The organism is Chryseobacterium fluminis (genome assembly GCF_026314945.1).
In the GTDB taxonomy this organism is placed as follows: domain Bacteria; phylum Bacteroidota; class Bacteroidia; order Flavobacteriales; family Weeksellaceae; genus Chryseobacterium; species Chryseobacterium fluminis.
The window spans coordinates 3295883-3319791 of sequence record NZ_CP111121.1 but is presented as its reverse complement, the minus strand read 5'-3'; the positions used below and the strand labels follow the sequence as shown (position 1 = coordinate 3319791).

The window sequence follows — 23909 nt, the reverse complement described above, 5'->3', positions numbered from 1 at the left end:
TTTGATGTTATTTTACTGGCCTGCTTCCCATTATTAATTTAAGTTCTCCGCCATTCATAATATCGCTGTGGTTAATTTCCCAGCTTTTAAATTTTTTCCCGTTCAGGAACATTTTCTGAACATAGATATTTTTGTCGGATATTTTATCTGCAGTCACTGTAAAAGTTTTTCCGTTTTCAAGCTTTAGGGAAACTTTCGGGAATTGAGGTGCTCCGATCGCATATACCGGCTTTCCCGGTGTTACAGGATAAAATCCCAGTGAAGAGAAAATATACCAGGCCGACATCTGCCCGCAGTCTTCGTTATTTACGATTCCGTCCGGTTTTGCAGCATACATATTATCGCGGATGAATTTCACCATTTTCTGGGTTTTGTAAGGGCTTCCTGCATAGTTGTACAGGTAAGGCACGTGATGTCCGGGTTCGTCCCCGAAACCTAAAGATCCGATAAACCCTGAGATATCCACATGCTGCTCGCCTTCCATGTTTAAGGCTTCCGTAAAGGTTTTATCCAGCTTTTCACCAAAACCTTTCTTTCCTCCGTACAGATTGATCATTTCGTCGATCTTGTGGGGAACGAAGAAATCATATGCCCAGATATTTCCGGAAACCCAGTGTGGCTGTAGTTTTTTCCAATCGTTTAATTTAAAATCAGCAAGGAACTCCCCGTTTTTCTGTCTTGGCCAGAAATGGTTATTTTCTTTATTGAATGTGTTAAGGAAGTTCATCGAGCGTTGCCTGTAAACTTCTGCTTCGTCTTTTTTACCCAGTTTTTCGGCCAGCTGCTGGATGCACCAGTCATCATACGCGTATTCCAGTGTTGCAGAGACCGACGCTCCGTTTTCAGATGGGGTGTAACCTAATTTAATATAATCATTCAGACCGCCGCCGCCATCGCTACTGCTCATTTTATCCGTTAAGGAAGCATCTTTCATTGCTGCAAAAGCTTTTTCGTGATCAATTCCCGGTACGCCTTTGGAAATAGCATCCCAGATCACGGAAACACTGTGATATCCAAGCATACAGAAATTATCATATCCGCACAGTTCCCAGATCGGCATGTGATCTTTACGGTCGGTATACCTGCTGATCAGGGAATTGGCAAATTCTTTCGTGTGCTTCTGATCCATAATGGTAAGCAGCGGATGTGTTGCCCTGAAGCCGTCCCAGTAGGAATAAGTGCTGTAATTGGTGAACCATTGGGTGTTCATATTTTCCTGTGCGGCCACATAATCTCCGTTGGTATCCATATACAGATTTGGGGCAATGAAGGTATGATACACTGCGGTAAAGAAAATTTTTCTCTGGTCATCTGTTCCTCCTGTTACGTGAAATCTGCCGATCAGGTCTCTCCATGTTTTCTGAGCGGTTTCTTTCGCTTTGGCAAAATCTACGTCTGTTGCTTCAGCATCAAAGTTCTGCTGTGCCCCTTCTGTACTTACGGGAGACAGGGAAACTTTAACTTCAATACTTTCGTTTTCCCGGGTAGAAAACCTTACGAAGGCTTTTGCATCTTTTGCCAGGGCAATTTTTTCATTTTCTTTAATTTTTCCTTCTGAATAGGTTCCGTATGATTTAAAAGGCTTTGAAAATTCCATCACGAAATAAGCGAATCGTTTGCCTCCCCAGCCGTTGCTGTAGCAGTAGCCTTTGACTTTATTATTCCCTTCAATGCTTACCAGCGTATGATAAATATTCCCGAAGATTTTGTTTGTAGGATCTATAATGACGTTGGCTTCATCACTCTTTGGAAAAGTGTATTTGTGGAATCCTACCCGTGGAGAGGCTGTTAATTCCGCTTTAATTCCATAACTGTCCAGCATCACGGAATAATATCCGGGCGATGCGGTTTCTTTTTCGTGGGTAAATGTAGAACGGTAACCGCTTTCCGGCTTGTCTTCAGAGCCCGGAAGCATCTTTATGTTCCCGGTTGTCGGCATTACCAGAATATCTCCAAGATCTGCCCAGCCCGTGCCGCTAAGGTGATTATGACTGAAGCCCATAATGGTTTTGCTGCTGTAATGGTATCCGGAGCACCAGTCCCAATCGCCGCTTTTGGTATTCTGATCCGGACTGAGCTGGATCATCCCGAAGGGTGTTGTAGCTCCCGGAAATGTGTGACCGTGCCCACCGGTTCCGATGAAAGGATCAACCCATGAAAGGATATCATTATGCTGTTGGGCATTTCCAACAGGCGAAAGCAAGGTAAGGAGTAAAAATATAAGCAGTTCATTTTTCATAATCATAGTATGGAAATCTAAAAATCCAAGATAAAGGTTTATTGAACAATATAAAAGCCATCGCGGGTTTCGGCAAACGGGAAGATAAGGTCTGCTGATCTGTTTTCTGAATTTTTTATCCTTTTAAAGGGAATTGTTTTTCATAAAATCAATAATTTCTGAAATATATCCGAAAGCTATGGCCACTACCGTATCTGCCGCTCCATAGTACACCGTTACTTTGTCTCCTTCGGAAAGTGCTGCACACGGAAAAACCACATTCGGAATATCCCCGGTAAGTTCATACAGTTCTGCAGGAGCCATCAGATAAGGTTTTGTACGGTAGAGTACTTGTGACGGATCTTCGAGGTCAAGCAGGGCTGCACCCATAGAATATCTGAATCCTCTGCATGTATTGATTACCCCATGATAGAAAAGCAGCCATCCTTCTTCAGTTTTTATAGGGACAGGACCTGCTCCTATTTTGGTACACTGCCATGCACTGTCTTCAAACCGTGCCACTTTCATTACGCATCTGTGCTCGCCCCAGTATACCATATCCGGGCTGTAGCTGATGTAAATATCTCCGAAAGGCGTATGCCCGTTATCACTGGGTCTGCTCAGCATGGCATATTTACCGTTTATTTTTTCCGGAAAAAGAACTCCGTTTCTGTTGAAGGGAAGAAATGCATTTTCGCACTGAAAGAATTCTTTAAAATCAAAAGTATAGGCGATCCCGATAGTGGGTCCGTGGTATCCGTTGCACCACGTAACCCAGTAACGGTCTTCGATAAAGGCGACCCGGGGATCATATTTATAATCCGAGTCTATCATTGGTGTATTTCCGGCCTTCATATCGATAGGGTCATGATTGATCTCCCAATTAATCCCATCCTTACTGAAACCTGCAAAAATATTCATCTGTACTGCTTTGTTGTCACATCGGAAAACACCTGCAAATCCATCCTCAAAAGCAACCACCGCACTGTTGAAAATGCTGTTGGATGTGGGGATCGCGTATCGGTTGATGATCGGATTTGCAGAGTAACGCCACATAATATCGTGGCTGCCCTCCGGACGATCCTGCCAGGGGATCTTTGATGGTTGAAATGTCATAAAGTATTTTTTACTTTTAATATGTTTAATGAATGATTTAGTGTTTTTTTAATTTTTCGGGATATGAAAACGGAACAAGCAGCGTCACGACAAATGCCGGAATGGTAGCGATGAGAACCCAGATAAAAAATATTTTGTACCCTACCCAATCACTGATCATTCCGCTGAACATTCCCGGAATCATGACCCCGAGGTTCATAATACCGGTTGCAAATGCATAATAAGCTGTTTTGTGCTCGCCAGGTGCAATCTGCTGCATGATATACAGCATAAGTCCTACAAATCCGAACCCATAGCCAATATATTCGACGACCACTGCAATACCTACCGGAAGTAGTTCTGCAGGCTGAAACCAGGCTAACAGCGCGTACACCACAAATGGGATATTAAAGGCTGTGCAGAGCCAGATCAGCGATCTTTTCAACCCTCTTGCAGCAATGAAATAGCCAGCCAGCACAGATCCTAAAATAAATGCGGCAGAACCATATGTCCCATAAATAAGCCCAATATCCGATGTGGATAACCCAAGTCCTCCTGAAGTTCTGGGTGCCTTGAAAAAAAGCGGAGCAATCTTGATTGCAAATCCTTCTGCAAAACGATAGAGAATAATGAAGAGCACCGCCCACATAATATTCTTTTTTCTGAAGAAAGAAGTGATTACTGCCAACAGCTCCTCACGGATGTTCCCTACTTTTCCGGTCTGCTTTTCCTTTTTTTTTCTTTTGGCAAAACGGTATAATGATAGACTGCCAGAGCAAAAAACAACAGGCCATACATTCCCATAATGATCATCCAGGCATTAGTCACTCCCTTTGTTTTTTCCAAAACTCCTGCGAAATAAACCAGTACTCCACTGCTTATGATCTTGGCCAGATTATAAAAAGCTCCCTGCCATCCTATATATTTTGCCTGCTCTTTATTGGTTAGAAAAGTGATATACGTTCCGTCTGCAGCAATATCATGGGTAGCCCCGCAGAACGCCACGACAGCGAAGAGAGCAATGCTGTATTTGAAAAAACCAGGCATCGGCAAGCTTAACGCAAGAAGTGCAAACAAAATTCCTATGGCAAACTGTGTGGCTACAACAAAAAATTTTTTTGTTTTATAGATCTCCAGAAACGGGCTCCAAAGTGGCTTCAATGTCCAGGAAAACATAATCAGGGCCGTCCAGAATGTGATCTTAGCATCTGAAACACCCATATCTTTGTACATAATCCCGGAGACTGCATTAATAGTTACAAAGGGGATTCCCATTGCAAAGTATAAGGTCGATATCCAGAAGATCGGCTTTATCAAACGTCTTTCAGAGCTGTTATTTCCCATATTCAACTAAAATACTAAAGAAAAGAGGGCCACCTAAAGCATCATTCCAGACTGAACGAAACTAAACTGAAGAATCTTAAAACTAACATGAGATCTCTTCTGCCGGAATAATAAAACCAAATTAAATCTAACTTTTGAGGCGGCCCCTTTACTTTTTGTGACTGATCTGCTAAAATTATTATTTTTTATCCCACCATAGCTTTGTTCCTCCTGTGTCCGGGCCTCCGAGATATTGTAAAGCCTGTGCATAATTGAGGGTATTGTTTCTATATTTGGTTGGGATAGGGATTCTTCTGATCATTGCATCTGTACTGATGGTCCCCTGGCTGTCATTAAGAACATTTTTGAAGATTATCGGATATCCGGTTCTTCTCTGTTCGGCCCAGGCCTCGGCTCCGTCGGGATAAACAGCAATCCATTTCTGAGTCATGATTCTTTCTAATTTTCTTTCGAAAGTATCGGCATCATTCCATTTGATGGTAATGGTACTTAATAACGGACTTCCCGCAGCAATGGTATTGGATGCATTTTTAGGATCGATATAAGGAGCTTCTTTGGAGGTCGCGTCTGCGATATACACGGCATAGGATGCACTTTTGCCCCATTCTGCAAAGGACATTTCGATCCCTTTATTATAGTTTACTCCGGCATCTCCTGCTCCCGCATATCCTCTGATGGCTGCTTCCGATTTCAGAAACCATGCTTCTGCAGCGGTGAATAATTTATTTTTCCCATTGCTCACAGAAAAGTAATCTCCGGTTGCAGATGCTGCTATAGGCTGGGAAAAGTCTCCGTAACGGTCTTTACTTCCACCCATGTCAACACCCTGCCGAACGCCGATGTACTGTCCTGCTACGGCAGGATCGGTGGCAGGCTTGGCATAAGCCGCTCTTCTCGGATCATTAAAACCGTTCATGTATGCCATTAACGGAGCCCCTATTTTACAGTCTCCCCATGAGTAAATAATATCACTCAGAGGAGAAGCCGCTCCGTAATTAACCAAAGCATTTTCCATATTGTCGCTGATAAGACCTGCAGAAGACGACAGTGCCTGCTCTGCATATAATTTAGCTTTTCCGGCGTCTGCATAACTGATACGCAAAGCATAACGCAGTTTCAGTGAATTCGCTAATTTCGCCCAGTTGGCAGAATTTCCTCCGAATACAAGGTCAGATTTTTTAAGGACTGCGTTGTCTTCTATTCCAATATTCGTCTGAAGCGCAGCTATTGCCACATCCAGGTCAGCGACAAAATTATGGTATGCATCCTGCTGGGAATCAAAATCCGTAATTCCTGTGGTTATATCCGGGTATTCAAATTTACTGTAAATAACGGGACCGTGAGCATCTGATACTTTTTGGGCCGCCATGATTCTCAATATGGAAAGTACTGCTAAAGAGTGCGAAAAATTAACACCGGCATAGTTTTTTACAGCAATGGTTTTAAAGTTTTTATATTGCTGATTCACATCTTCCAGCTGGTTCATCATGATCCTTTCATTCCATCCATCCATCATAAAATAGGTAGTATTATTCCTTCCCCCATTGTAAGGTGTTGCTGTACTGAACAACCCGCTGTACATATCAGCATTAAGATTGGTCTGCAGCTGATAGACCCAGTTGGTCTGGTTTTGGAGATTCCTCTGCATTTGTTTCATTGGATTGGTAAGCAACAGAAAATCGGCGTTCAGCTGTTCTGTTCCCAAACCTTCAGAACTTTTAGAATCTATTTCTGAAAAGTCATCGGTGCAGCTTGCTACGGAAAGAAACAGAGCAGCTGCTGCGAATAGTATTTTGATATTCATTTTCTATGTTTTTAAAAGTTAGCTTTTAAAGAAAAACCAAGTGACCTTGTAATAGGCATTCCAAACATATCCACGCCCACTCCGCCGGGATTTACGCCGGATACCTGCTCGGGATCGAATGGGGCTTTCTTGTAAAAGAAGAAAAGGTTGGTTCCGATTACACTTAACGTGACATCTCTGAAGTATTTTGCGTTTACACTGAAGGTATAAGATGCAGAAGCCTGTCTTAACCTTATCGTAGTTGCTTTGTAAATATAGGCCTCATTGATTCCGTCACTACCTCCTACAAGATTGTAGTAGGCGTGAGCGTCCGTACGTGCTGTATAAGCCTCCCCGTTGGCATAGACCGCATTAGGAATAACTACCCCGCCGGCATCTCTTGCATCAGCAGTGGTCTGGCTTACTCCAAACTTATCATTTAATGCCTGGGTCATTCCAAGTACCCTTCCACCAAATTTACCGTCAATCAGAAAATTTAAATTGAACTTCCCGATGTTAAACGAATTGCTGAAACCAAGCATGAACTTTGGATTCGGGTTGCCTAAATACTGTCTCTGATTGGGATCTTTCGATGGCAGACCGTTTTCGTCAACAATAATTCTTCCCTGCGCGTCTCTTAAGAACACTGTTCCATAGAGATCTCCAAAAGAACCTCCTTTTTTTATGACGTTAAATCCTCCTCCGTTAAGGGTAAATAATTTTTCAGGATCAGAATAAAATCCTGAAGGAAACACTTCTTTAATTCTATTTTTATTGGCTGAAGCATTGAAGGTGGTAGTCCATCCGAATTTAGCACCACTAAACACTTTATATGATAAGCTGGATTCAAAACCTGTATTCTGAATTTTACCGGCATTAATATCCCACTTTCCTATCGTTGTAGTGTAATATCCGGTAGCATCTACTCCTTTAAGGTATTGGTCTGTCGTTAATGTATTGTAATAGGTGATATCAAAACTTAACTTATTATTGAATAATCTAAATTCTGTTCCCGCTTCATAACTCTTCGTTTTTTCCGGTCTTGGGAAAAGAGCAGCAAGCTCAGGATAAAGGCTGATATCCACAGGAGATGAGGTGTACGATCCTGTAACCACGCCTCCGTTAAAAATGGGCTGAGGCAATGTAGAGTTTGGATCCAATGCATTTCCTACTGTAGCATATGAGGTTCTCAGTTTCCAGAAATTAACAAAGCCCGGAAGCCGGAAGATTTCGTTCATGATAACATTTACACCTATGGATTCATAGTCAAACGACCTGTTCGGCGCACCTGCAAGAGTGGAAGACCAGTCATTTCTGAACGTGAGATCCAAATAAAGCATTTTTCTATATCCAAAGTTTGCGCTCGCAAAAACAGACTGATTCCTTCTGTTGTAATTGGTAATTGTATAATTCAGTCCGTTTCCTACAGTTCCTTCTCCTGAGCTGTTTCCCCAGTCCAGATTATTCAGTGCAAAAAGATTGGCAATAAAGAGTTTATTGTTTTCTATGTTGGTCACTGTAGTTTTCGAATCGGAAATACTTCCTCCCACCGTAAAATCAAGGCTCAGATTGTCGTTGATCTTTGGATTACCTACGAAAATGAAGTCTCCGTAGGATGAAGTTCTTTCAACCGTATTCTTATAAAGTTTACCGTTGTTATTGCCTCCCAGAACAATCGGAAGGGAGAATACGGCCACATTACGCTGGCTGTCCGAATTGAAATAATTGTAATTTCCTCTTGCCTTTGCGACCAGCCAGTTATTGATGGTATAGCTCAGTGCGGCAGATCCGTAAAAAGTTTTGTTTTTTGTATTCACGGCATTTTTATTAAGTATCCAATACGGGTTCTGGGAGTTTTCCCGTTAAAACTGCCGTCCGGTTTTATTGCCCACCAGTTTTGCGCCGGAAGGTAGCGGGTCTGATCAAAATAGGTATAGTTGTCTCCGCTGAAATTGTCAAAATTTATTCCCCTCGGAAACCAGTAGATATTAGTAAGAGGCGAAAAATAACTTCCGGGCGTAAGTCTGTTTCTGGATTCCTGTAAAGATGCCATTACATTCGCATCCAAAACCAATCGGTCCTCTAAAAACTTGCTTGTATTTCTGAAATTAAGATTGTACTGGTCAAATGTTGAGGTAGGAATTACTCCTTTATTGGTAGTATTTCCAAAAGAAAAGAAACTCGAAGATTTATCATTTCCTGCCTGGAACGTGAGGCCGTTCGTCCAGGTTATGCCGGTATCAAAAAAATCTTTCACATGATCTTTGGAAGCTCCTTTTTCTCCCCAGCTGTCCTGAGATCCCGTAGTTCCTGTGGATGAATTGTAAGGAGTTGTCTGAAGGTAGCTGTACTGCAGTTTCGGTAAGCTATATACCTTATCAAAAGTAAGACTGGAAGTAAAAGACAGGAGTCCTTTTCCTTTTGATCCGGTTTTTGTAACGATCAGTACGGCCCCATTTCCTCCTGCCGCACCATACAAAGCTGCTGCAGAAGCTCCTTTCAAGAAATTGATACTCTCAATATCTTCAGGATTTATCGTGCTGAGTACATCGCCCGTGTCAGGCATTGATGCAAAATAATCCACATTTGGTCCGGTGGTTCCCTGAGTACCGGTATTGTTGATGATAGGTATCCCGTCGATTACATATAACGGCTGGCTGTTTCGTGTAGATTTATCGCCCCTCATGACCACCCTCACTGATCCACCGGCTCCACCGTTGGTTTTATTGATCTGCACATTGGACACCTTCCCGTTAATTGAATTCAGGAGATTGGGTGTTTTTACTTCTGTAAGTTCATCCCCTCCAATCTGCTGGCTAGAATAGGTTAAGGAACGTGCCTGCCTTTTTATCCCCAAAGAAGTAACAACCACCTCCTCTATTTTGGTTGTACTAGCAGTATCCGCCTTTTGGGTCTCCTGTGCATAGGCAGACAAAGAAGTAACTAATAAAACCGGTATAACAGTTTTTCTCATAAGGTTAGTTTTATTAAGATTTTTTAAGAATCAATCACATCACTTTAAAATATCGTTTAGATTTCAAAACAAGGTTTATCTTTATTTTTCTGCAATATTTGCATTAAATAATTAAAGTTTTGTTAAGATTTAATTCATATTAGCAAATCTAAATTTTGTAGCCAGTCGGATATAATACTATTTTATCATAAAACGATATTATTTTTTCAGGTACTTCTGATGACTCATGGTTACCATCTGACTAACAATAACTTACCTTGATTTCAGACTTTTGAATAGCCATGTATATAGGGCATATTTTTGACATTTTTTATCAAAACATGTTAAATATTTATCAAAAAATCCGGACATATGGTCCGGATCTTAATATTAAAATGTCTTTTTGACTGTATTACTCAATTTTTTTTACACCTTTAAAAAGTTCTTTAAATTCTGTGGGTGTTGTTTTTTTGATCGATTTAAAAACTTTATTAAAATTTGCGATGTTATTAAATCCGGCTTCAAAAGCAGTCTCAAAAACGGTCAGATTCTTCTCCATCAACCATCTTGCGGCATAGCTGATCCGGATTTCGTTCAGGTAATTCACAAAGGTTTTCCCGGTTCTTTTTTTGATAAATCTATTGAAAGTAACACTGCTCATATTGACAAGGGAAGCAGCATCATGAAGTGTTATTTTATTCTCAAAATTTTTATGGACAAAATCATGCACAATTTTCATTTTGTCATTATCCGCAAAGGTTTCAAGCTCGATACTGTATGAAGACAGGATGGTTTTGTCTTCAGCGATGGCCAGTTCGTTAAGAATTCTCATGATCTCAATAAAAGAATCAAAGCTGTTCATTTTTGATAGATTGAAGAAAGAATGCTTCAGCTTTTCTGCAGTTTCCACGGAAAATAAAATTCCCCGGATCGAGTCTTTCATCAGTTTGCTGATCGGTTTAAGAATATTTTTATCCATCATCGACTGGTTAAAAAAATCCTGGTTGAACTGCACGGTGATCTCGTGGGTCTTTTTGTTTTTACAGGTATGGTTAGCCCAGCAGTGCGGAAGATTGGGGCCTACCAGGACCAGTTCAATATCACCTATTTCTCCTGTGTGGTCACCAATTAATCTGCGATATCCTTTTCCTCTGCTGATAAAATTGATCTCGATTTCCGGATGATAATGGTATGGAAAATCAAAAGATGCCTTGATCCTGTCAAATACAAGAAAGCTGTCTTCAGGAGATAAGGGCGTTATTTCTCTCAAAATATTTTCTAACTTGTTCATGAGTCTTTGAAGAAATTAAAAATTATAATTCAATACAGTACATTTTGCAAAATTGATAAAAAACCAACAACTAATATATAATTTTTATTATTCTAATTTAAAAAAGTAAATAAAAATGGATAATTTTATCCAAAATATAATATTCAGCACATGTTATATTCAGAAAAGACTTCAAGACGGTATTTCATTGATGGATACTGTTCAAATTTTCTTTTTTGTATCTTAAAAATATAGTACTGGTATGCCGGAACAGCTCATTTTTGAGGATCATTATAAAAAACTGGGGCTTGAAATCTTCTCCCAGGGTGATCTGCAAATTCTTAACGGACCTAAATTCAGGTCCGATATCAAAATCTTTTTCATTCCAAAAGGCTATGAACTCACCGTAGATTTTAATCATTATAAAGTTTCAGTAAATTCGCTGTTCTTTCTTACGAACCAACATCTGAAAATAGAAACAGGCAAAGAAGAATCCATGATGCTGTATTACAACCGCGATTTCTACTGCATCCAGATTCATGATAAAGAGGTAGCCTGCGACGGGCTTCTTTTCCATAATGTGTTTGAGATTCCTTTTGTGGAACTTAATGATAAAGAAACTTCGGACATCAAAAATTTATTTCTTCATATAAAGGATGAATTGCAATGGAAAGATTCTTCTGCTGAGGAAATGATACGGACCTATGTAAAACAGATCATCATCCGGGCTACCAGAAACTGGAAAAAACAGCATCTTGACAATGATAAGGTAAAAATTCCGGGTAACGAACTGGAGGTCTTCAGAGATTTCAGCCGTTATCTGGAAATCCATTTCAGGGAGAAACATACCGTAGCAGAATATGCCGGACTTCTCCATATTGCCCCGAAAACATTAACCCATAAATTCAAAAGCCTGAAGCTGGAATCCCCAAACCAGCTGATCATCAACAGGATTTTACTCGAAGCCAAAAGACTTCTTTTTTATACAGACAAAACCGTGAAAGAAATTGCCTATGATCTCGGCTACGATGACCCCGCCTATTTCAACCGGCTTTTCACCCACAAAACAGGAACTACTCCTGTACATTTTAAAAAAAATTACTCTCCGGGAAAAAAGTACAATTTTTAAACCCTTTTATCTAATGCTTTGAATTAAAATCTGCCATACATTTGTAACATCAAAAACAAAACAACATTAAATAATTAAATACAAACATTATGAAACGTAACGCAACAGCCGTGTGGAACGGTAACATCAAAGAAGGAAACGGGCACCTAACGACTCAAAGTACTACATTAAACCAGACTCAGTATTCTTTTAACAGCCGTTTTGCCGACGGTGTGGGCACAAACCCGGAAGAATTGCTGGCCGCTGCTCATGCAGGATGCTTTACGATGAAACTAAGTGCAGAATTGTCACAAGCCGGTTTTACTCCTGAAGAATTAACTACGAAATCAGTCATTACTCTGGATCCGAATATTGGAAAAATTATCAAATCTGAACTGACTTTAACCGCAAAAGTTCCCGGAATTTCAGAAGAAGAATTTCAAAAATATGCTAAAATAGCAGAAGAGGGATGTCCTGTAAGTGCAGCGTTCAATTTTGAGATTACTTTGGAGGCTACTTTGGTTAATTCATAATCTGAACACGAAGATTTTATTTAAGAAGTTGAAGATCAATTCACTTCATATAAAATGATTCAACATCAATAGGAACGGGCTTCAGCCCGTTTTTTTATGAATGACCATCAAATGGGCTTTAGCCAAAACCTGAAAGCGATCATCATAATTTGTTTACCTTCCATTCAAATTCCTCCTTAATCATTTCAATAAATCAAAAAAAGAATTAATCACGCTAAATAAAATATACCGATTGGTATATTTTTGTATATTTGTGCCAGATTATTTGATAATGTCAAAAGCGGAAAAAACAAAACAATTCATCATTGAGAAAACAGCATCTTTGTTTAATACCAAAGGATATCTTTCTACGACCTTATCGGACATCGGACAGGCAACCCAGTTGACCAAGGGAAGCATCTACGGAAATTTTGCCAATAAAGATGAATTGGCAATAGCAGTTTACAAATACAATGCAGGAACATTGAGCAAAAGCGTGTCGCGGTCTTTCGGAAATAATTTTCCAACTACGGCAGACAAACTTCTTGCGTTTGTAGATTTTTACAGAAAAAACTGGCGTTCGGTTTTTTTAAACGGAGGTTGCCCGCTGATGAATGCTGCAACAGAATCCGACGATTCTTTTCCAGCTCTTAAAACTGAGGTTAATAAATCATTTGAAGACTGGATCGGAAAAATTTCTTCGGTAATCACTGAAGGCCAGGAAAATGGGGATCTAAATAAGAAAGCGAATGCCGGGGAATATGCTTCTCTTTTTATCATGTTGATTGAGGGCGGAATTTTACTATCCAAAACAACAGGAGATGACAAATTTCTAAACCAGGCTCTAGACAGAATTACCCGGATGATCGAACATGAATTGACCATTCCATCATAAAATTTATAATATGGAAACAAAAAAAGTGGCTATTGTAGGATATAATAGAATTCCTTTTGCCAGAATGAATACCGCCTATACAGACAAAGGAAATCAGGACTTACTGCTTCCTGCTCTGAATGGTTTGATCGACCGCTATAACCTCAGAGGAAAACTTCTCGGGGAAGTTGCCGGAGGAGCCACTATTAAACACATTTCCGAGAGCAACCTCATCCGGGAAACTGTGATGAATACCTCTCTTGATCCTGCAACTCCGGCATGCGATCTGCAGCAGGCGTGTGATACAGGGATTGAAGCAGCAGTTTATATAGCAAACAAAATCGCTTTAGGACAGATTGAAAGCGGAATTGCATGCGGCGTTGAAGCCATGAGCAACATTCCTTTTGAATCTTCACCCATATTGAGAAAAGCCTTATTAAAAGCCAGTAGAGAAAAATCTGCTTTTGGAAAAATCAAACAGCTGTTAGGCCCGAAGCTGAAAGACTGGATGCCGGTTCCTTACAAAGGCCAGGAGCCGAAAACAGGACTGGTCATGGGCGGTCATACCGAAATTACGGCAAAATATTACGGGATATCCCGCGAAGAACAGGATGAGCTGGCTCTTAAAAGTCACCAGAATATGGCAAAGGCTTATGATGAAGGATTTTTTGATGATATGATTACTCCGGCTTTTGGGTTGGATAAAGACAGTAATCTTCGAAGAGATACCAGTCTGGAAAAATTATCTTCTTTAAAACCAGCTTTCGATAAGCAAAATGGAACCTTAACAGCCGGAAATTCGACACCATTCACCGATGGAGCTTCTGCCGTTTTACTGGCGAGTGAAACATGGGCAAAAGCCAATAATTTACCGATTCTGGCATATATCACTTTTTCAGAAATTGCAGGGATTGAATATGTTGATAATCAAAAAAACTTATTGCTTGCACCGGTTTTCGCAGCCGAAAGAATGTTGAAAAAAGCTGGAATGAACCTTGAAGATTTTGACTATTATGAAATTCATGAAGCCTTTGCTGCACAGGTTCTGGCAACATTAAAAATCTGGGAGGATGATGATCTGGCTAAACAATTCGGGCTTGAAAAGGCATTGGGGAAAATCGACAGAAGCAAACTGAATATAAAAGGCGGAAGCCTGGCAGCAGCACATCCTTTTGCAGCGACTGGCGGAAGAATTATCGGAACATTAGCGAAAATTTTACACGAAAAAGGAAGCGGAAAAGGATTTATTTCCATTTGTGCCGCCCGCGGACAGGGTATAACAATGATTTTAGAAAAATAAAAGAAGATATGGATAGATTAGTACAATTAAAACAATATATCGGGAAAAAATTTGACCAGTCACCCTCCCCTTTTATGAAATGGCTGAATCCAACTGTTCTTTCTGTAGAAGAAGGTCAGCTGGCGTTTCAATATACCGTAAGAACGGAGTGGCTGAATCCTGTCGGAAATTTACACGGCGGCGTAACAGCAGCAATTATAGATGATATTATCGGGGCAACCATGTTTTCATTAAACGAAAAATCTTTTATTACCACCATAAATAACAGCATCGATTATTTTTCAGCTGCCAAAGAAAATGATAATATTGTAGCCGAAACAAAAATTATAAAAAGAGGAAAGCAATTCGTCAATGCGCAATGCGAAATATGGAATGCCGACAAAACACGATTAATTGCAAGAGGAACCTCTAATCTATTCAAAATCAATAATTAAGCATGAAAAGAGTTGTCATCACAGGTCTTGGCGCAGTGACGCCTTTGGGAAATAATGTTGAAGAATTCTGGCAAAACAGTATCAACGGGGTAAGTGGTGCCCATAAGATCACGCATTTTGACACAGAAAAATTTAAAGTACACTTCGCTTGTGAAGTTAAAAGTTTTGATCCAAAAGTTCATTTAACCCACAACGAGATCAAAAGAAGCGACCTTTTTTCACAGTATGCCATGTACTCTACTGCAGAAGCGCTGAAAGATTCCGGGCTGGAGCTGGAAAATATGGATCCTTTTGACACCGGCGTTATCTGGGGAACCGGACAGGGAGGCATGTGGACTTTCGAAAGTGAAGTCATGAACTTTGCAGCGGGAGACGGAAGCCCAAGGTTCAATCCTTTTTTCGTCCCGAAATTTATTGCGAATATGGCTTCGGGAATGATTTCCATGAAATTCGGACTGCAGGGCATCAATTACACTACGATTTCTGCCTGTGCCACAGGGAATACTGCTATAATGGATGCTTTCAACTATATTCGTTTAGGAAAGGCAAAAGTAATTGTGAGTGGTGGTTCTGAAGCCGCAATTTCTCCCGCTTCCGTTGGAGGCTTTTCAATTATGAAAGCAATGTCTACCAGAAATGACGATTTTGCCACCGCAAGCCGTCCTTATGATGCAGATCGGGATGGTTTTGTAATGGGTGAAGGCGCAGGAGCGCTCATTCTGGAAGAATATGAGCATGCAAAAGCAAGAGGGGCCAAAATCTATGCAGAACTGGTCGGCGCCGCAATGACCGCTGATGCGTATCACATGACAGCACCTCATCCGGACGGTGTGGGCGCAATCAAAGCAATGCAGCTGGCTCTAAAAGAAGCAGAGATTAACACAGATGATATCGACTACATCAATCCCCATGCAACCTCTACTCCTCTGGGAGATCTGGTGGAGCTTAACGGCATAAATAAACTGTTTAAAGGAAGCAAAAACTTAGATATCAGTGCCACAAAATCCATGACAGGACATTTATTGGGTGCGGCAGGAGCAGCAGAAGCTATTCTTTCGATTAAAACGATCGAAAACGGAATTATTCCTCCAACCATTAATCTTCATAAGATAGATGAAAACATTCCGAAGGATATCAATATTGTCTTTGGTGAAGCGAAGGAAAAAGATATTACGTATGCTCTAAGCAATGCATTTGGATTCGGAGGGCATAATGCCACTTTGATTTTTAAAAAGTTTTCTTAATTTTCAGTGGATCTCAACATAGTGGCAGATGCCGGAGGTTTATCTTTTTAAGTAATTTGAAAATCAGCTTGATTTAATATGAAAAGCAGTCTAAAATTAGACTGCTTTTACCATTGTACGAAATATAAAAACGCTGAAAATATCCCTAAATTAGTCTGAATCTTTATCTGAAATAAAAAAATCATCTGCATCTTCAGAAATAGGAATATATAGTCTCTCCCACGCCTTGCTTTTCACCATATCCCAGCTATGCCCTTTTCCTTTCAGATCTTCTGCCAGAAGAACCGTTCCCGGTTTGATGATAAAAGTGGAACCGTCAGTAACTTTAAATTTAATATTTCCTTTCAGGGTAATCACATATTGCCTTCTTGGAGCCGGATGCGCATTCTTCTCCCAGTCTTCTGTTTTATTACTCATCCAGAAGGTTGTGGTATTCATGTGCTTCAAAGTGGGAATTTTTCCTTTTTCGAAAGTACAGGAGCCGTCAGGATTATTAACCAACCTTACCGCAGGAATATAATCCTTCGATTCTTCGGTATTTACGCTGATACTTACATTTTTGTTTTTTTTGTGCTGTGCATTCATCAATCCAAATGTGCTTAATGCCAGAACAAAGCTAATGCCTTTAACTATATTTTTCATTCTAAAATTAAATTCTTTTTCTAATTGTAAACCGTATCATGAACGATCATTTTCTCAAAGAACGGTTTGTATTTTTTTACCAAAGCCAGATGCTCCGGAAGCTGTCCGTATGCTTCCAATTCTTCCAGCGTATCAAATTCCATAGAAGCATTGTACGTAAAAGTATTATCTAAAACATTTCTCGGACTGGAACCGGCAGGTTTTCCGTAGCGGAGATTTTTCTGATAAGGTAATTTTTTAAGTCCTTCAAAGAAGTTTTCAAATTCTTTTACTTCAGCGGCAGAAAGATCTTTTCTCAGCCAGAATAATAAATAATGGAAGTACACTTTTTTCTTTTTTACGGGGTTAAACATAGGTAAGGCAGACGCAAACACATTTCCGGAAATCAGTAACAGCGCTGATGCCTGCACTGAACGGAATAAAAATTTTCTTCTTTCCATTGTTATTTTTTTTAGTTAAAATCTATTCTGTATTTTAAAACAAACTGCCATTGTCTGTCGGAAACAACCGCATTATTATTGGCACTCCCGGTAAAAACAGGTCTGTTTTGGGCATCAAAAGTTAATCGCGAAGACATCCCATTCATTAATAAAGAAATTCCGGCATCGTAAATAACAGCGTTATCATGAAGCCCTTTAAGATCAGAAAGCTGCACCCCTACCGCAGGCTGAAGCTGAAGATTCTTCTTTTCCTTGTTTAAATACGGAAGTGTTCCTCCCAGCTGAACATAGTAGGTGTTTCCGGTTCCGATCACCGGCATGGCATTTCCTGCCCCATTAAGACTCGCCAAAGAGGCATCCACAGAAGTTGCCGGATTATTTGTGCCTACATACCGGATATAATTCGGTCCGTAATCATTATGCATCGCCATTCCGTATGCACTTACGGAAGTTCCTTTCTCTTTGTTTAAAGGTGCATCATAAAATAAATCGACCGCAAAATTTTTCATGTCATCGTTTACGGTATTTTTGTCGATATCCTGATGCCACAATGCATTATGAATATAATCGAACCCTGCACCCAGACTCAAAACATTTTTCTTTCCACCATAAGTTCCGGAATTAAAAGGGGTTGAAATATTTTCCGTATCCAGAAAGGCATACCTGAAGTATCCTGAGAAATCTTTATGAGGGGAATTTTTACTGAAGGCAGCTACATTATATTTAGGATCCGAAGTTGCCATCGTATATGGATCTGCCACCACCAACCGATAATCGAATTTTCCCAGCTGACCTTTGACGTAAGCGCCCAGTTCTCTCACTGTATAGTCTGTGGCACCCGCATTGGATGTGGCATAAGCCGGCAGATCATAGAGTAACGTATTTAAAGGTCCGGTTGTAAACCGTGAAAGCCCTCTCCAGGTTGAACGTCCCGCTCCAAAAGCAATTTTTTCATTAAACGTATATTCTGCATACGCATCCAGTAAATCAAAATAATTGCTTCCTTTTGCATTAACATTCACGTTGGTAGTCCCGCCCTGCAAAACAAACATTAATTTTTCTGTCGGTTTATAGGTCATTTTTACCCTCACTCTGCGTAGTGACAGGTCTGAAACATCTGTTTTTGCTTCATTATTAATCAGACTTCCCGGATTGAGCTGTGTGTATCGTGCCCAGAGTTCTGCATATCCGCTGAAAGAAACGTATCTTGTATGTTCGTCATTCAGATAATGCGTGAGTCCCGGATTATTAAAATCGTTCTTTTTCTGAGCTTCAATTTTTGAACATATACCCATAATTGACACTAAAATGAGTCCGATTTTAACAGATTTTCTATTCATAATATTTCTTTTTCTAAATCCTTAGTGTTGATTTCAACGGGACAAAATTAGGCTGGAAAGACCAGGAACATCATTAGAAAACAATTAGAAATACTATAGAAATTTATTAAAAAAATAAATCTGTTCTTTTTAAAATAAAAATATAGAATACCTTTGTACGGCAATCCAGGGACTACTGGCAATCAGTTCATTGACCCTACTTATTGTATGGTGAGATCAAAAATGTCCTGAAACAATTTTCACATGAAAGTTTTAATTATAGAAGATAATGCCCGTGTTTCTGCCTTATTAAAAAGAGGCCTTGAAAGTCAGGGCTATCAGATTTATATTTCGGAAGATGCAGAAGATGCCTTGGTGATGATCAAAAGAATTTCCTTTGATGTAATCATTACCGATATCATGTTGCCCCGGATGAACGGCATTGAACTGAGCAAAATCGTTAAACAAAACCATCCTGACCTTCCGATTATCATGTTAACCGCTTTGGGAACTATTGATGAAAAAATAGAAGGTTTTGATGCCGGTGCAGATGATTATATGGTAAAACCATTTGAAATCAGGGAGTTGTATGCCCGGATAAAAGCCGTGTTATTAAGAAAATCTTCTTCACCTGAGAAAAGTGAGCAGTCACACATCCTTGCCTATCATAATCTTAACATCAATAAAAATACAAATCGTGTTTTTAGAGATGATAAAGAAATCAATCTTACACCAAAGGAATTCAGGCTTCTGGTTTTTCTGATGAGCAATGCAGAAAGAGTGTTGAGCCGTGAAGAAATTGCAGAAAATGTCTGGGGAAATCATTTTGATACGGGCACTAACTATATAGATGTCTATATTGCCTATCTCCGCAAAAAAATTGACAAGGATTTTGAAGAGAAACTTATTCATACCAAGCCCGGAATGGGATTTATTTTTAAGCTTTAATAATGAAAATAGCCACCAGAACAGCGCTTAATTATGCCATTCTTACTGCGGGAATTCTTTTTGTTTTCGCCTATGTGCTTTATTTTGTGTCGGAAAAAAACAGGGAGGATGAGTTCAATGACCGCTTGGGATACAAAATTACCTGGAGATCAGAATTTATTTTTGATGCTAAAATTGAGGATTCGAAAATCCGTGAGCTGCACGAACGCAACAAAAAGCTGTTAAACGAAGCGGACATCAGTGTTTATAATGCTGATAAATCATTGATGTTTACGGATATTCCACCATCGAAAAATAATCTGAAATATCTGGATAAAATTATCAAAACCAAACGGGACAGGATTACGTGGCAGAACAAAGACCGCCAGTATATGGCTGTTAAATATGAATTTAACGGTGAGAACTTCTACATTATCGGAAGCGCAACCGACATTACCGGAAAAGCGCATATTGAAGAGTTTAAAAAAGATGTCATTACGATTTATATTATTTCGATTATCATTATTTTCGTTATCGGATTTTTGTTTTCCTATTATACGCTGAAGCCTTTGAAGGATATTATCTTACAGATCCGTGATATTTCAGAACATAATCTCAACCGGAGACTGGTGGTTCCAAAAGCAAAAGATGAAATTTATGAACTTACCGAAACGTTCAACTCAGCCTTTAACCGCCTGGAGAAATCATTTAATCATCACAGACAGTTTGTAACTACCATTTCCCATGAATTCCGGACACCACTTTCGACCTTAATTGCTGAACTTGAGCTTGCCAAAGAGCTTAATGTTACCCTTAATGATTATAAAATTTCGATAGATAATGCGCTACAGGATGCCAATCATGCGTCGCAGCTTTCATCGGCATTGCTGGATTTTGCAAGGGCCAGTTATGATATTTCACAGATCACTTTTTCAGATCTAAGGCTGGATGAAGTGCTGGCAGATGCTAAAGTCGCCCTGCTCCAAAAAAATTCTGCCTACAAAATAGGAATTCATTACATGGACAATCTGGCGGATAAGGATGAAAGCCATTATGATTTTCATGGAAACCCCTATTTACTCCAAATTGCATTTCTGAATCTGATGGAAAATGCCTGTAAATATTCATGTGATAAAAGTTGTTATGTAGAAATTGAGGTTCAGAACAAAAATCTTATCATACGTTTTATAGACCACGGAATCGGGATTTCGGAAGCCGACCAGCTCAAAATATTCGACTTATTTTACAGGGGGGAAAATAAAAATTACGAAAAAGGAAACGGTATCGGGTTATCGATTGTAAAAAGAATTATTGAGATGCACCAGGGAAGACTTTCCTTACAGTCTGAGTCGTTAAAAGGAAGTGTTTTTACGATAGAATTTATTTCCCAAAACAGATTGTAACTTCAAACCTATGGAAAAGCCCTCACAGCAAATTATTGAAGACCTATCAGACCGCGAACAAGAACACATGAGTTTTGAAAATCTTTGATTTTTTTTCTTATATATTCTGAATGTTTTAAGTTCTTATTGTGTCTTATGTGTTTAAATTACATCATACATATCTTTAAATTAAATTTTAAGCTAACATAAGTAAAAAAAGCAGCCTGATAGACTGCTTTATTTTATGATTTTAACCATTCCGATTTGGAAAGATAATTCTGATCCGGATAGTAAATAAAAAGGCAATTCCTTCCTTTTATCGTATTAATGATGGGTTGTGTCAAATCTCTCGGTACAGCGGGACACCCCCAGCTTCTTCCGATTCTTTTGTGTACAGCGGCAAAATTTTCGCTTACATAGTCGGCTCCGTGCATGACGATGGCTCTTTTATAAGCTGCGTCATTGAACCCCTTATCCATCCCCAGCAATCTTAAAGAATACCCGTTATCTCCGTTATAAGTAGCGTCTGTGATGTAAAATCCCAAACTGCTCTGCAGAGAACTGTTGGTATTCGAAAAGTTGGTGGCAAATTCTTCACCTGTATTTTTCCCGTGGGCCACAAGTGAATTGAATAAAACCTTCTTTTCTTCTGTATCGATCACCCACAGTCTTTTCGTATTGGAAGACATTGAAAAATCGCATACCGTTAATAAATGAGCATCCTGATTAAGCAAACCAGCTTTCTTCAAATTTTCAAAACCTGTTAAGGCTTTAAAGAAAACTTCTTCGTTAAGTTCGTGCCCCTCTTCAAACGGAATTGATTTGTACAATGCTTCCGACGAAGATAATGTTGTGATCTTCTCAGATTTCATTTCGTTTAATCTTTCAGTTTTTTCTGTACTGATTTCATTCTTTACGATTGCCTTTTCTGAAGACAGATAGAATGAAGTGGTAACCATGTAAACAATACCTAATAAGCTATAAAATCCTTTCATTCAATATTATGTTAAATTCAATTGAGTCAGCAAATGTATAAAAACATAATTATCTAGGAGGAATAACTCTAAAAAGTTTAACTGTATTTAAGAAACTTTAACTTACTGATTTCGTGATTTAAAAGTTGCTTATTTTGCAGAATCTCCAACAAATTCCAGACTGATGGAATTCATGCAGTAACGTAGCCCTGTAGGTTGCGGACCATCATCAAATACGTGCCCCAGGTGAGAGTCGCATCTCTTGCAAAGCACCTCTACTCTTTCCATTCCGTAAGCGGTATCTCTTTTATAATAGACGCCTTCCTTATCTGCCTCAAAGAAACTTGGCCATCCGCAACTGCTCGAAAACTTAGAATCAGAACGGAATAAATGGTTCCCACAAACTGCACAGTAATATTCTCCGATCTCGTCAAATTCATTGTATTTTCCTGTAAAAGCCCTTTCCGTGGCAGCTTCTCTTGAAATGGCATATAAATCAGGAGCTAAAATATTTTTCCACTCGTCATTCGAAATATTAAGTTTTGTTGTATCGGTTCTGGAATAGTATGGATTGTTTTTTGCTTCGTTTTCCATAGAATTATTTAAATATTTTTTGATTATTAATTGATATTCGACTATAAAATTAAAAAGTTAACACATAAGTTTGTCGGAGGCTACATTTTGTAACAAAAAGGTGCACCGGCATTTAAAAAATAGCTTGATTTTCTTATACGATCGGTATAAGTTTATCATTTTTAGGGTCTCATGTGTTACAATTTTCCTAAATCTTCTGTAGTTGAGTTAAATATTAAACTTCACAACCAAATTTACTAAATTTGAGAATATGAATGATGAAACCAAAAGAAAACAATTAAGAAAATTTAAAGCATTTGCCACGGGATTATTTGTGCTGATGGCATTGGTATTTATTATTACGACAATTGTACAGAAATCAAGCGATTCTCATTGGATTGGGTATGTGCGTGCTTTTTCAGAAGCGGCAATGGTCGGTGCCCTGGCAGATTGGTTTGCGGTAACGGCTTTGTTTCGGCATCCGCTTGGTCTTCCGATTCCACATACCAACCTTATCGAAAACAGCAAGCAAAAGCTGGGGGACAATTTAGGTAGCTTTGTCGTTTCCAATTTCTTATCTCCTCAGAACATACGTCCTTATATTCAAAAGCTGAAGGTTTCAAATTTTGTGGGAGAATGGCTTGCCAAGGAGAAAAATCAGGAAGTTTTAATCAAAAACCTTTCGGGTATTGTTTTGGATATTCTTAACAAACTGGATGATTCTACGGTAAGTGTTTTCATCAGTAAAAAAGTTTCTGAAATGACTGAAAATATCAAACTTAATGCTCTTTTGGGAAACGGAATCAATTATCTTTTAGACAAAAACGATCATCAGAAAATTATTACCAATCTTTCGGCCCAGATTAAAAATTATATTATTGAAAACGATGAAATGATTAAAGATCGCGTGAGAAAAGGTAGTTATACTTTTATTCCTGCTTTTGTTGATAATAAGATTGCAATTAAAGTTGCAGATGGACTTGCAGATTTTTTTAAAGAAATTGAAGAAAATCCGCAGCATGAAATCAGACAATTAATTACACAAAAAATCTACGATTTTTCTACCGAACTGAAACAGGATCCGAAATGGGAGGATGAATTTAAAACAATTAAAAATGATCTTCTTAAAAACGATAAACTGAATGAATATTCCAGCGATATATGGATTTCAATTAAAAACTCGCTGATTAAAGAACTTCAGGAGGATGAATCTTTATTAAAAAATTATTTATTGGTAAACCTGAACGAATTTTCCCAAAATTTAAAAACAGATGAAAATCTTCAGAATAAAATTGATCACTGGGTACGTGTAACTGCTTATAAATATATTCTTAAAAACACCCATCAATTCGGGGATCTCATTAGCTCAACCGTTGGAAACTGGCAGGGAAAAGAGCTCAGTGAAAAGCTGGAGCTCGAAGTCGGAAAAGATCTTCAGTTTATCCGGGTTAACGGGACTTTGGTCGGAGGTTTGGTCGGACTCATCATTTATACCATCTCCCACTTCTTCCTCTGAA

22 protein-coding genes are annotated in these 23909 nt (G+C 39.2%); 9 read left to right on the top strand and 13 right to left on the bottom strand.

All coding sequences use genetic code 11. From position 1 onward, the window contains the following. Nucleotides 1–7 precede the first annotated feature (7 nt). The 8 genes from ODZ84_RS15220 to ODZ84_RS15185 form a co-directional block, all read right to left on the bottom strand. A complete protein-coding gene (locus tag ODZ84_RS15220) occupies nucleotides 8–2239 on the bottom strand; it encodes a GH92 family glycosyl hydrolase (RefSeq protein WP_266173263.1) in 2232 nt (743 codons plus the stop codon). Between the two features lie 123 nt (nucleotides 2240–2362). After that, on the bottom strand, nucleotides 2363–3334 hold the full coding sequence (locus ODZ84_RS15215) for a glycoside hydrolase family 130 protein (protein WP_266173261.1): 972 nt from the start codon (nucleotides 3332–3334) through the stop codon (nucleotides 2363–2365). 37 nt (nucleotides 3335–3371) lie between these two features. Beyond that, nucleotides 3372–4016: an MFS transporter gene (locus ODZ84_RS15210; protein ID WP_323136936.1), complete on the bottom strand. Its 645-nt coding sequence runs from the start codon at nucleotides 4014–4016 to the stop codon at nucleotides 3372–3374. Between the two features lie 5 nt (nucleotides 4017–4021). Further along, on the bottom strand, nucleotides 4022–4657 hold the full coding sequence (locus tag ODZ84_RS15205; protein ID WP_266173259.1) for an MFS transporter: 636 nt from the start codon (nucleotides 4655–4657) through the stop codon (nucleotides 4022–4024). A 178-nt stretch (nucleotides 4658–4835) separates the two neighbouring features. Beyond that, nucleotides 4836–6461, bottom strand: coding sequence for a SusD/RagB family nutrient-binding outer membrane lipoprotein (locus ODZ84_RS15200; RefSeq protein WP_266173258.1), 1626 nt, complete (start codon nucleotides 6459–6461; stop codon nucleotides 4836–4838). A gap of 11 nt (nucleotides 6462–6472) precedes the next feature. After that, nucleotides 6473–8257, bottom strand: a complete 1785-nt coding sequence (locus ODZ84_RS15195; RefSeq protein WP_266173256.1) for a SusC/RagA family TonB-linked outer membrane protein — start codon at nucleotides 8255–8257, stop codon at nucleotides 6473–6475. Then, nucleotides 8254–9414 (bottom strand): TonB-dependent receptor plug domain-containing protein, encoded by a 1161-nt coding sequence (locus ODZ84_RS15190; RefSeq protein ID WP_266173255.1) that lies wholly within the window; start codon nucleotides 9412–9414, stop codon nucleotides 8254–8256. Before ODZ84_RS15190 ends, ODZ84_RS15195 begins: the two co-directional genes overlap by 4 nt. Before the next feature lie 391 nt (nucleotides 9415–9805). Beyond that, entirely contained in the window at nucleotides 9806–10684 is an 879-nt protein-coding gene (locus tag ODZ84_RS15185; RefSeq protein ID WP_266173254.1) for an AraC family transcriptional regulator, read from the bottom strand. A 241-nt stretch (nucleotides 10685–10925) separates the two neighbouring features. Here ODZ84_RS15185 and ODZ84_RS15180 point away from each other — a divergent pair, with 241 nt between their 5' ends. The 6 genes from ODZ84_RS15180 (at nucleotide 10926) to fabF (ending at nucleotide 16135) form a co-directional block, all read left to right on the top strand. Then, the gene (locus ODZ84_RS15180; protein ID WP_266173253.1) at nucleotides 10926–11792 is read left to right on the top strand and encodes a helix-turn-helix domain-containing protein; all 867 of its coding nucleotides are present in this window, start codon (nucleotides 10926–10928) and stop codon (nucleotides 11790–11792) included. Nucleotides 11793–11881: 89 nt separating this feature from the next. Continuing rightward, complete coding sequence (locus ODZ84_RS15175) at nucleotides 11882–12304, top strand: OsmC family protein (RefSeq protein ID WP_266173252.1); 423 nt, start codon at nucleotides 11882–11884, stop codon at nucleotides 12302–12304. 271 nt (nucleotides 12305–12575) lie between these two features. After that, a complete protein-coding gene (locus tag ODZ84_RS15170; RefSeq protein WP_266173251.1) occupies nucleotides 12576–13178 on the top strand; it encodes a TetR/AcrR family transcriptional regulator in 603 nt (200 codons plus the stop codon). A 10-nt stretch (nucleotides 13179–13188) separates the two neighbouring features. After that, nucleotides 13189–14457, top strand: coding sequence for an acetyl-CoA C-acetyltransferase (locus ODZ84_RS15165; RefSeq protein ID WP_266173250.1), 1269 nt, complete (start codon nucleotides 13189–13191; stop codon nucleotides 14455–14457). Between the two features lie 8 nt (nucleotides 14458–14465). Further along, on the top strand, nucleotides 14466–14891 hold the full coding sequence (locus ODZ84_RS15160) for a PaaI family thioesterase (protein WP_266173249.1): 426 nt from the start codon (nucleotides 14466–14468) through the stop codon (nucleotides 14889–14891). 2 nt (nucleotides 14892–14893) lie between these two features. Next, nucleotides 14894–16135 carry a beta-ketoacyl-ACP synthase II gene (gene fabF / locus ODZ84_RS15155; RefSeq protein WP_266173248.1) on the top strand — a complete coding sequence of 414 codons (1242 nt, stop codon included), beginning with the start codon at nucleotides 14894–14896 and terminating at the stop codon, nucleotides 16133–16135. 150 nt (nucleotides 16136–16285) lie between these two features. On the opposite strand, the gene ODZ84_RS15150 is transcribed toward fabF, so the two are convergent. The 3 genes from ODZ84_RS15150 to ODZ84_RS15140 are packed head-to-tail and all read right to left on the bottom strand — an operon-like array spanning nucleotide 16286 to nucleotide 18557. Continuing rightward, nucleotides 16286–16777 (bottom strand): cupin domain-containing protein, encoded by a 492-nt coding sequence (locus tag ODZ84_RS15150; protein WP_266173247.1) that lies wholly within the window; start codon nucleotides 16775–16777, stop codon nucleotides 16286–16288. Between the two features lie 20 nt (nucleotides 16778–16797). Further along, on the bottom strand, nucleotides 16798–17217 hold the full coding sequence (locus ODZ84_RS15145; protein ID WP_266173246.1) for a Dabb family protein: 420 nt from the start codon (nucleotides 17215–17217) through the stop codon (nucleotides 16798–16800). An 11-nt stretch (nucleotides 17218–17228) separates the two neighbouring features. Further along, a complete protein-coding gene (locus ODZ84_RS15140; RefSeq protein ID WP_266173245.1) occupies nucleotides 17229–18557 on the bottom strand; it encodes a hypothetical protein in 1329 nt (442 codons plus the stop codon). A gap of 243 nt (nucleotides 18558–18800) precedes the next feature. On the opposite strand from ODZ84_RS15140, the gene ODZ84_RS15135 reads away from it, so the two are divergent. Next, entirely contained in the window at nucleotides 18801–19484 is a 684-nt protein-coding gene (locus ODZ84_RS15135) for a response regulator transcription factor (RefSeq protein ID WP_266173244.1), read from the top strand. 2 nt (nucleotides 19485–19486) lie between these two features. Further along, nucleotides 19487–20866: a HAMP domain-containing sensor histidine kinase gene (locus ODZ84_RS15130; RefSeq protein ID WP_266173243.1), complete on the top strand. Its 1380-nt coding sequence runs from the start codon at nucleotides 19487–19489 to the stop codon at nucleotides 20864–20866. A 221-nt stretch (nucleotides 20867–21087) separates the two neighbouring features. On the opposite strand, the gene ODZ84_RS15125 is transcribed toward ODZ84_RS15130, so the two are convergent. Then, nucleotides 21088–21840: a murein L,D-transpeptidase catalytic domain family protein gene (locus tag ODZ84_RS15125; RefSeq protein ID WP_266173241.1), complete on the bottom strand. Its 753-nt coding sequence runs from the start codon at nucleotides 21838–21840 to the stop codon at nucleotides 21088–21090. Nucleotides 21841–21969: 129 nt separating this feature from the next. Then, nucleotides 21970–22413 carry a peptide-methionine (R)-S-oxide reductase MsrB gene (msrB, locus tag ODZ84_RS15120; RefSeq protein WP_266173239.1) on the bottom strand — a complete coding sequence of 148 codons (444 nt, stop codon included), beginning with the start codon at nucleotides 22411–22413 and terminating at the stop codon, nucleotides 21970–21972. Nucleotides 22414–22663: 250 nt separating this feature from the next. Between msrB and ODZ84_RS15115 the strand changes: the two genes are divergently transcribed. Then, nucleotides 22664–23908 (top strand): DUF445 domain-containing protein, encoded by a 1245-nt coding sequence (locus ODZ84_RS15115; protein WP_266173238.1) that lies wholly within the window; start codon nucleotides 22664–22666, stop codon nucleotides 23906–23908. The last annotated feature ends 1 nt before the right edge of the window (nucleotide 23909 follow it).

What these genes read in the sequence shown, in the direction of transcription:
- ODZ84_RS15160 (WP_266173249.1), top strand. Translation starts at nt 14,466, where the DNA reads ATGGATAGATTAGTACAATTAAAACAATATATCGGGAAAAAATTTGAC.
- ODZ84_RS15165 (WP_266173250.1), top strand. Translation starts at nt 13,189, where the DNA reads ATGGAAACAAAAAAAGTGGCTATTGTAGGATATAATAGAATTCCTTTT.
- ODZ84_RS15170 (WP_266173251.1), top strand. Translation starts at nt 12,576, where the DNA reads ATGTCAAAAGCGGAAAAAACAAAACAATTCATCATTGAGAAAACAGCA.
- ODZ84_RS15135 (WP_266173244.1), top strand. Translation starts at nt 18,801, where the DNA reads ATGAAAGTTTTAATTATAGAAGATAATGCCCGTGTTTCTGCCTTATTA.
- ODZ84_RS15130 (WP_266173243.1), top strand. Translation starts at nt 19,487, where the DNA reads ATGAAAATAGCCACCAGAACAGCGCTTAATTATGCCATTCTTACTGCG.
- ODZ84_RS15180 (WP_266173253.1), top strand. Translation starts at nt 10,926, where the DNA reads ATGCCGGAACAGCTCATTTTTGAGGATCATTATAAAAAACTGGGGCTT.
- ODZ84_RS15215 (WP_266173261.1), bottom strand. Translation starts at nt 3,334, where the DNA reads ATGACATTTCAACCATCAAAGATCCCCTGGCAGGATCGTCCGGAGGGC.
- ODZ84_RS15175 (WP_266173252.1), top strand. Translation starts at nt 11,882, where the DNA reads ATGAAACGTAACGCAACAGCCGTGTGGAACGGTAACATCAAAGAAGGA.
- ODZ84_RS15190 (WP_266173255.1), bottom strand. Translation starts at nt 9,414, where the DNA reads ATGAGAAAAACTGTTATACCGGTTTTATTAGTTACTTCTTTGTCTGCC.
- ODZ84_RS15200 (WP_266173258.1), bottom strand. Translation starts at nt 6,461, where the DNA reads ATGAATATCAAAATACTATTCGCAGCAGCTGCTCTGTTTCTTTCCGTA.
- ODZ84_RS15140 (WP_266173245.1), bottom strand. Translation starts at nt 18,557, where the DNA reads ATGAATAGAAAATCTGTTAAAATCGGACTCATTTTAGTGTCAATTATG.
- fabF (WP_266173248.1), top strand. Translation starts at nt 14,894, where the DNA reads ATGAAAAGAGTTGTCATCACAGGTCTTGGCGCAGTGACGCCTTTGGGA.
- ODZ84_RS15220 (WP_266173263.1), bottom strand. Translation starts at nt 2,239, where the DNA reads ATGAAAAATGAACTGCTTATATTTTTACTCCTTACCTTGCTTTCGCCT.
- ODZ84_RS15205 (WP_266173259.1), bottom strand. Translation starts at nt 4,657, where the DNA reads ATGGGAAATAACAGCTCTGAAAGACGTTTGATAAAGCCGATCTTCTGG.
- ODZ84_RS15150 (WP_266173247.1), bottom strand. Translation starts at nt 16,777, where the DNA reads ATGAAAAATATAGTTAAAGGCATTAGCTTTGTTCTGGCATTAAGCACA.
- ODZ84_RS15125 (WP_266173241.1), bottom strand. Translation starts at nt 21,840, where the DNA reads ATGAAAGGATTTTATAGCTTATTAGGTATTGTTTACATGGTTACCACT.
- ODZ84_RS15145 (WP_266173246.1), bottom strand. Translation starts at nt 17,217, where the DNA reads ATGGAAAGAAGAAAATTTTTATTCCGTTCAGTGCAGGCATCAGCGCTG.
- ODZ84_RS15185 (WP_266173254.1), bottom strand. Translation starts at nt 10,684, where the DNA reads ATGAACAAGTTAGAAAATATTTTGAGAGAAATAACGCCCTTATCTCCT.
- msrB (WP_266173239.1), bottom strand. Translation starts at nt 22,413, where the DNA reads ATGGAAAACGAAGCAAAAAACAATCCATACTATTCCAGAACCGATACA.
- ODZ84_RS15115 (WP_266173238.1), top strand. Translation starts at nt 22,664, where the DNA reads ATGAATGATGAAACCAAAAGAAAACAATTAAGAAAATTTAAAGCATTT.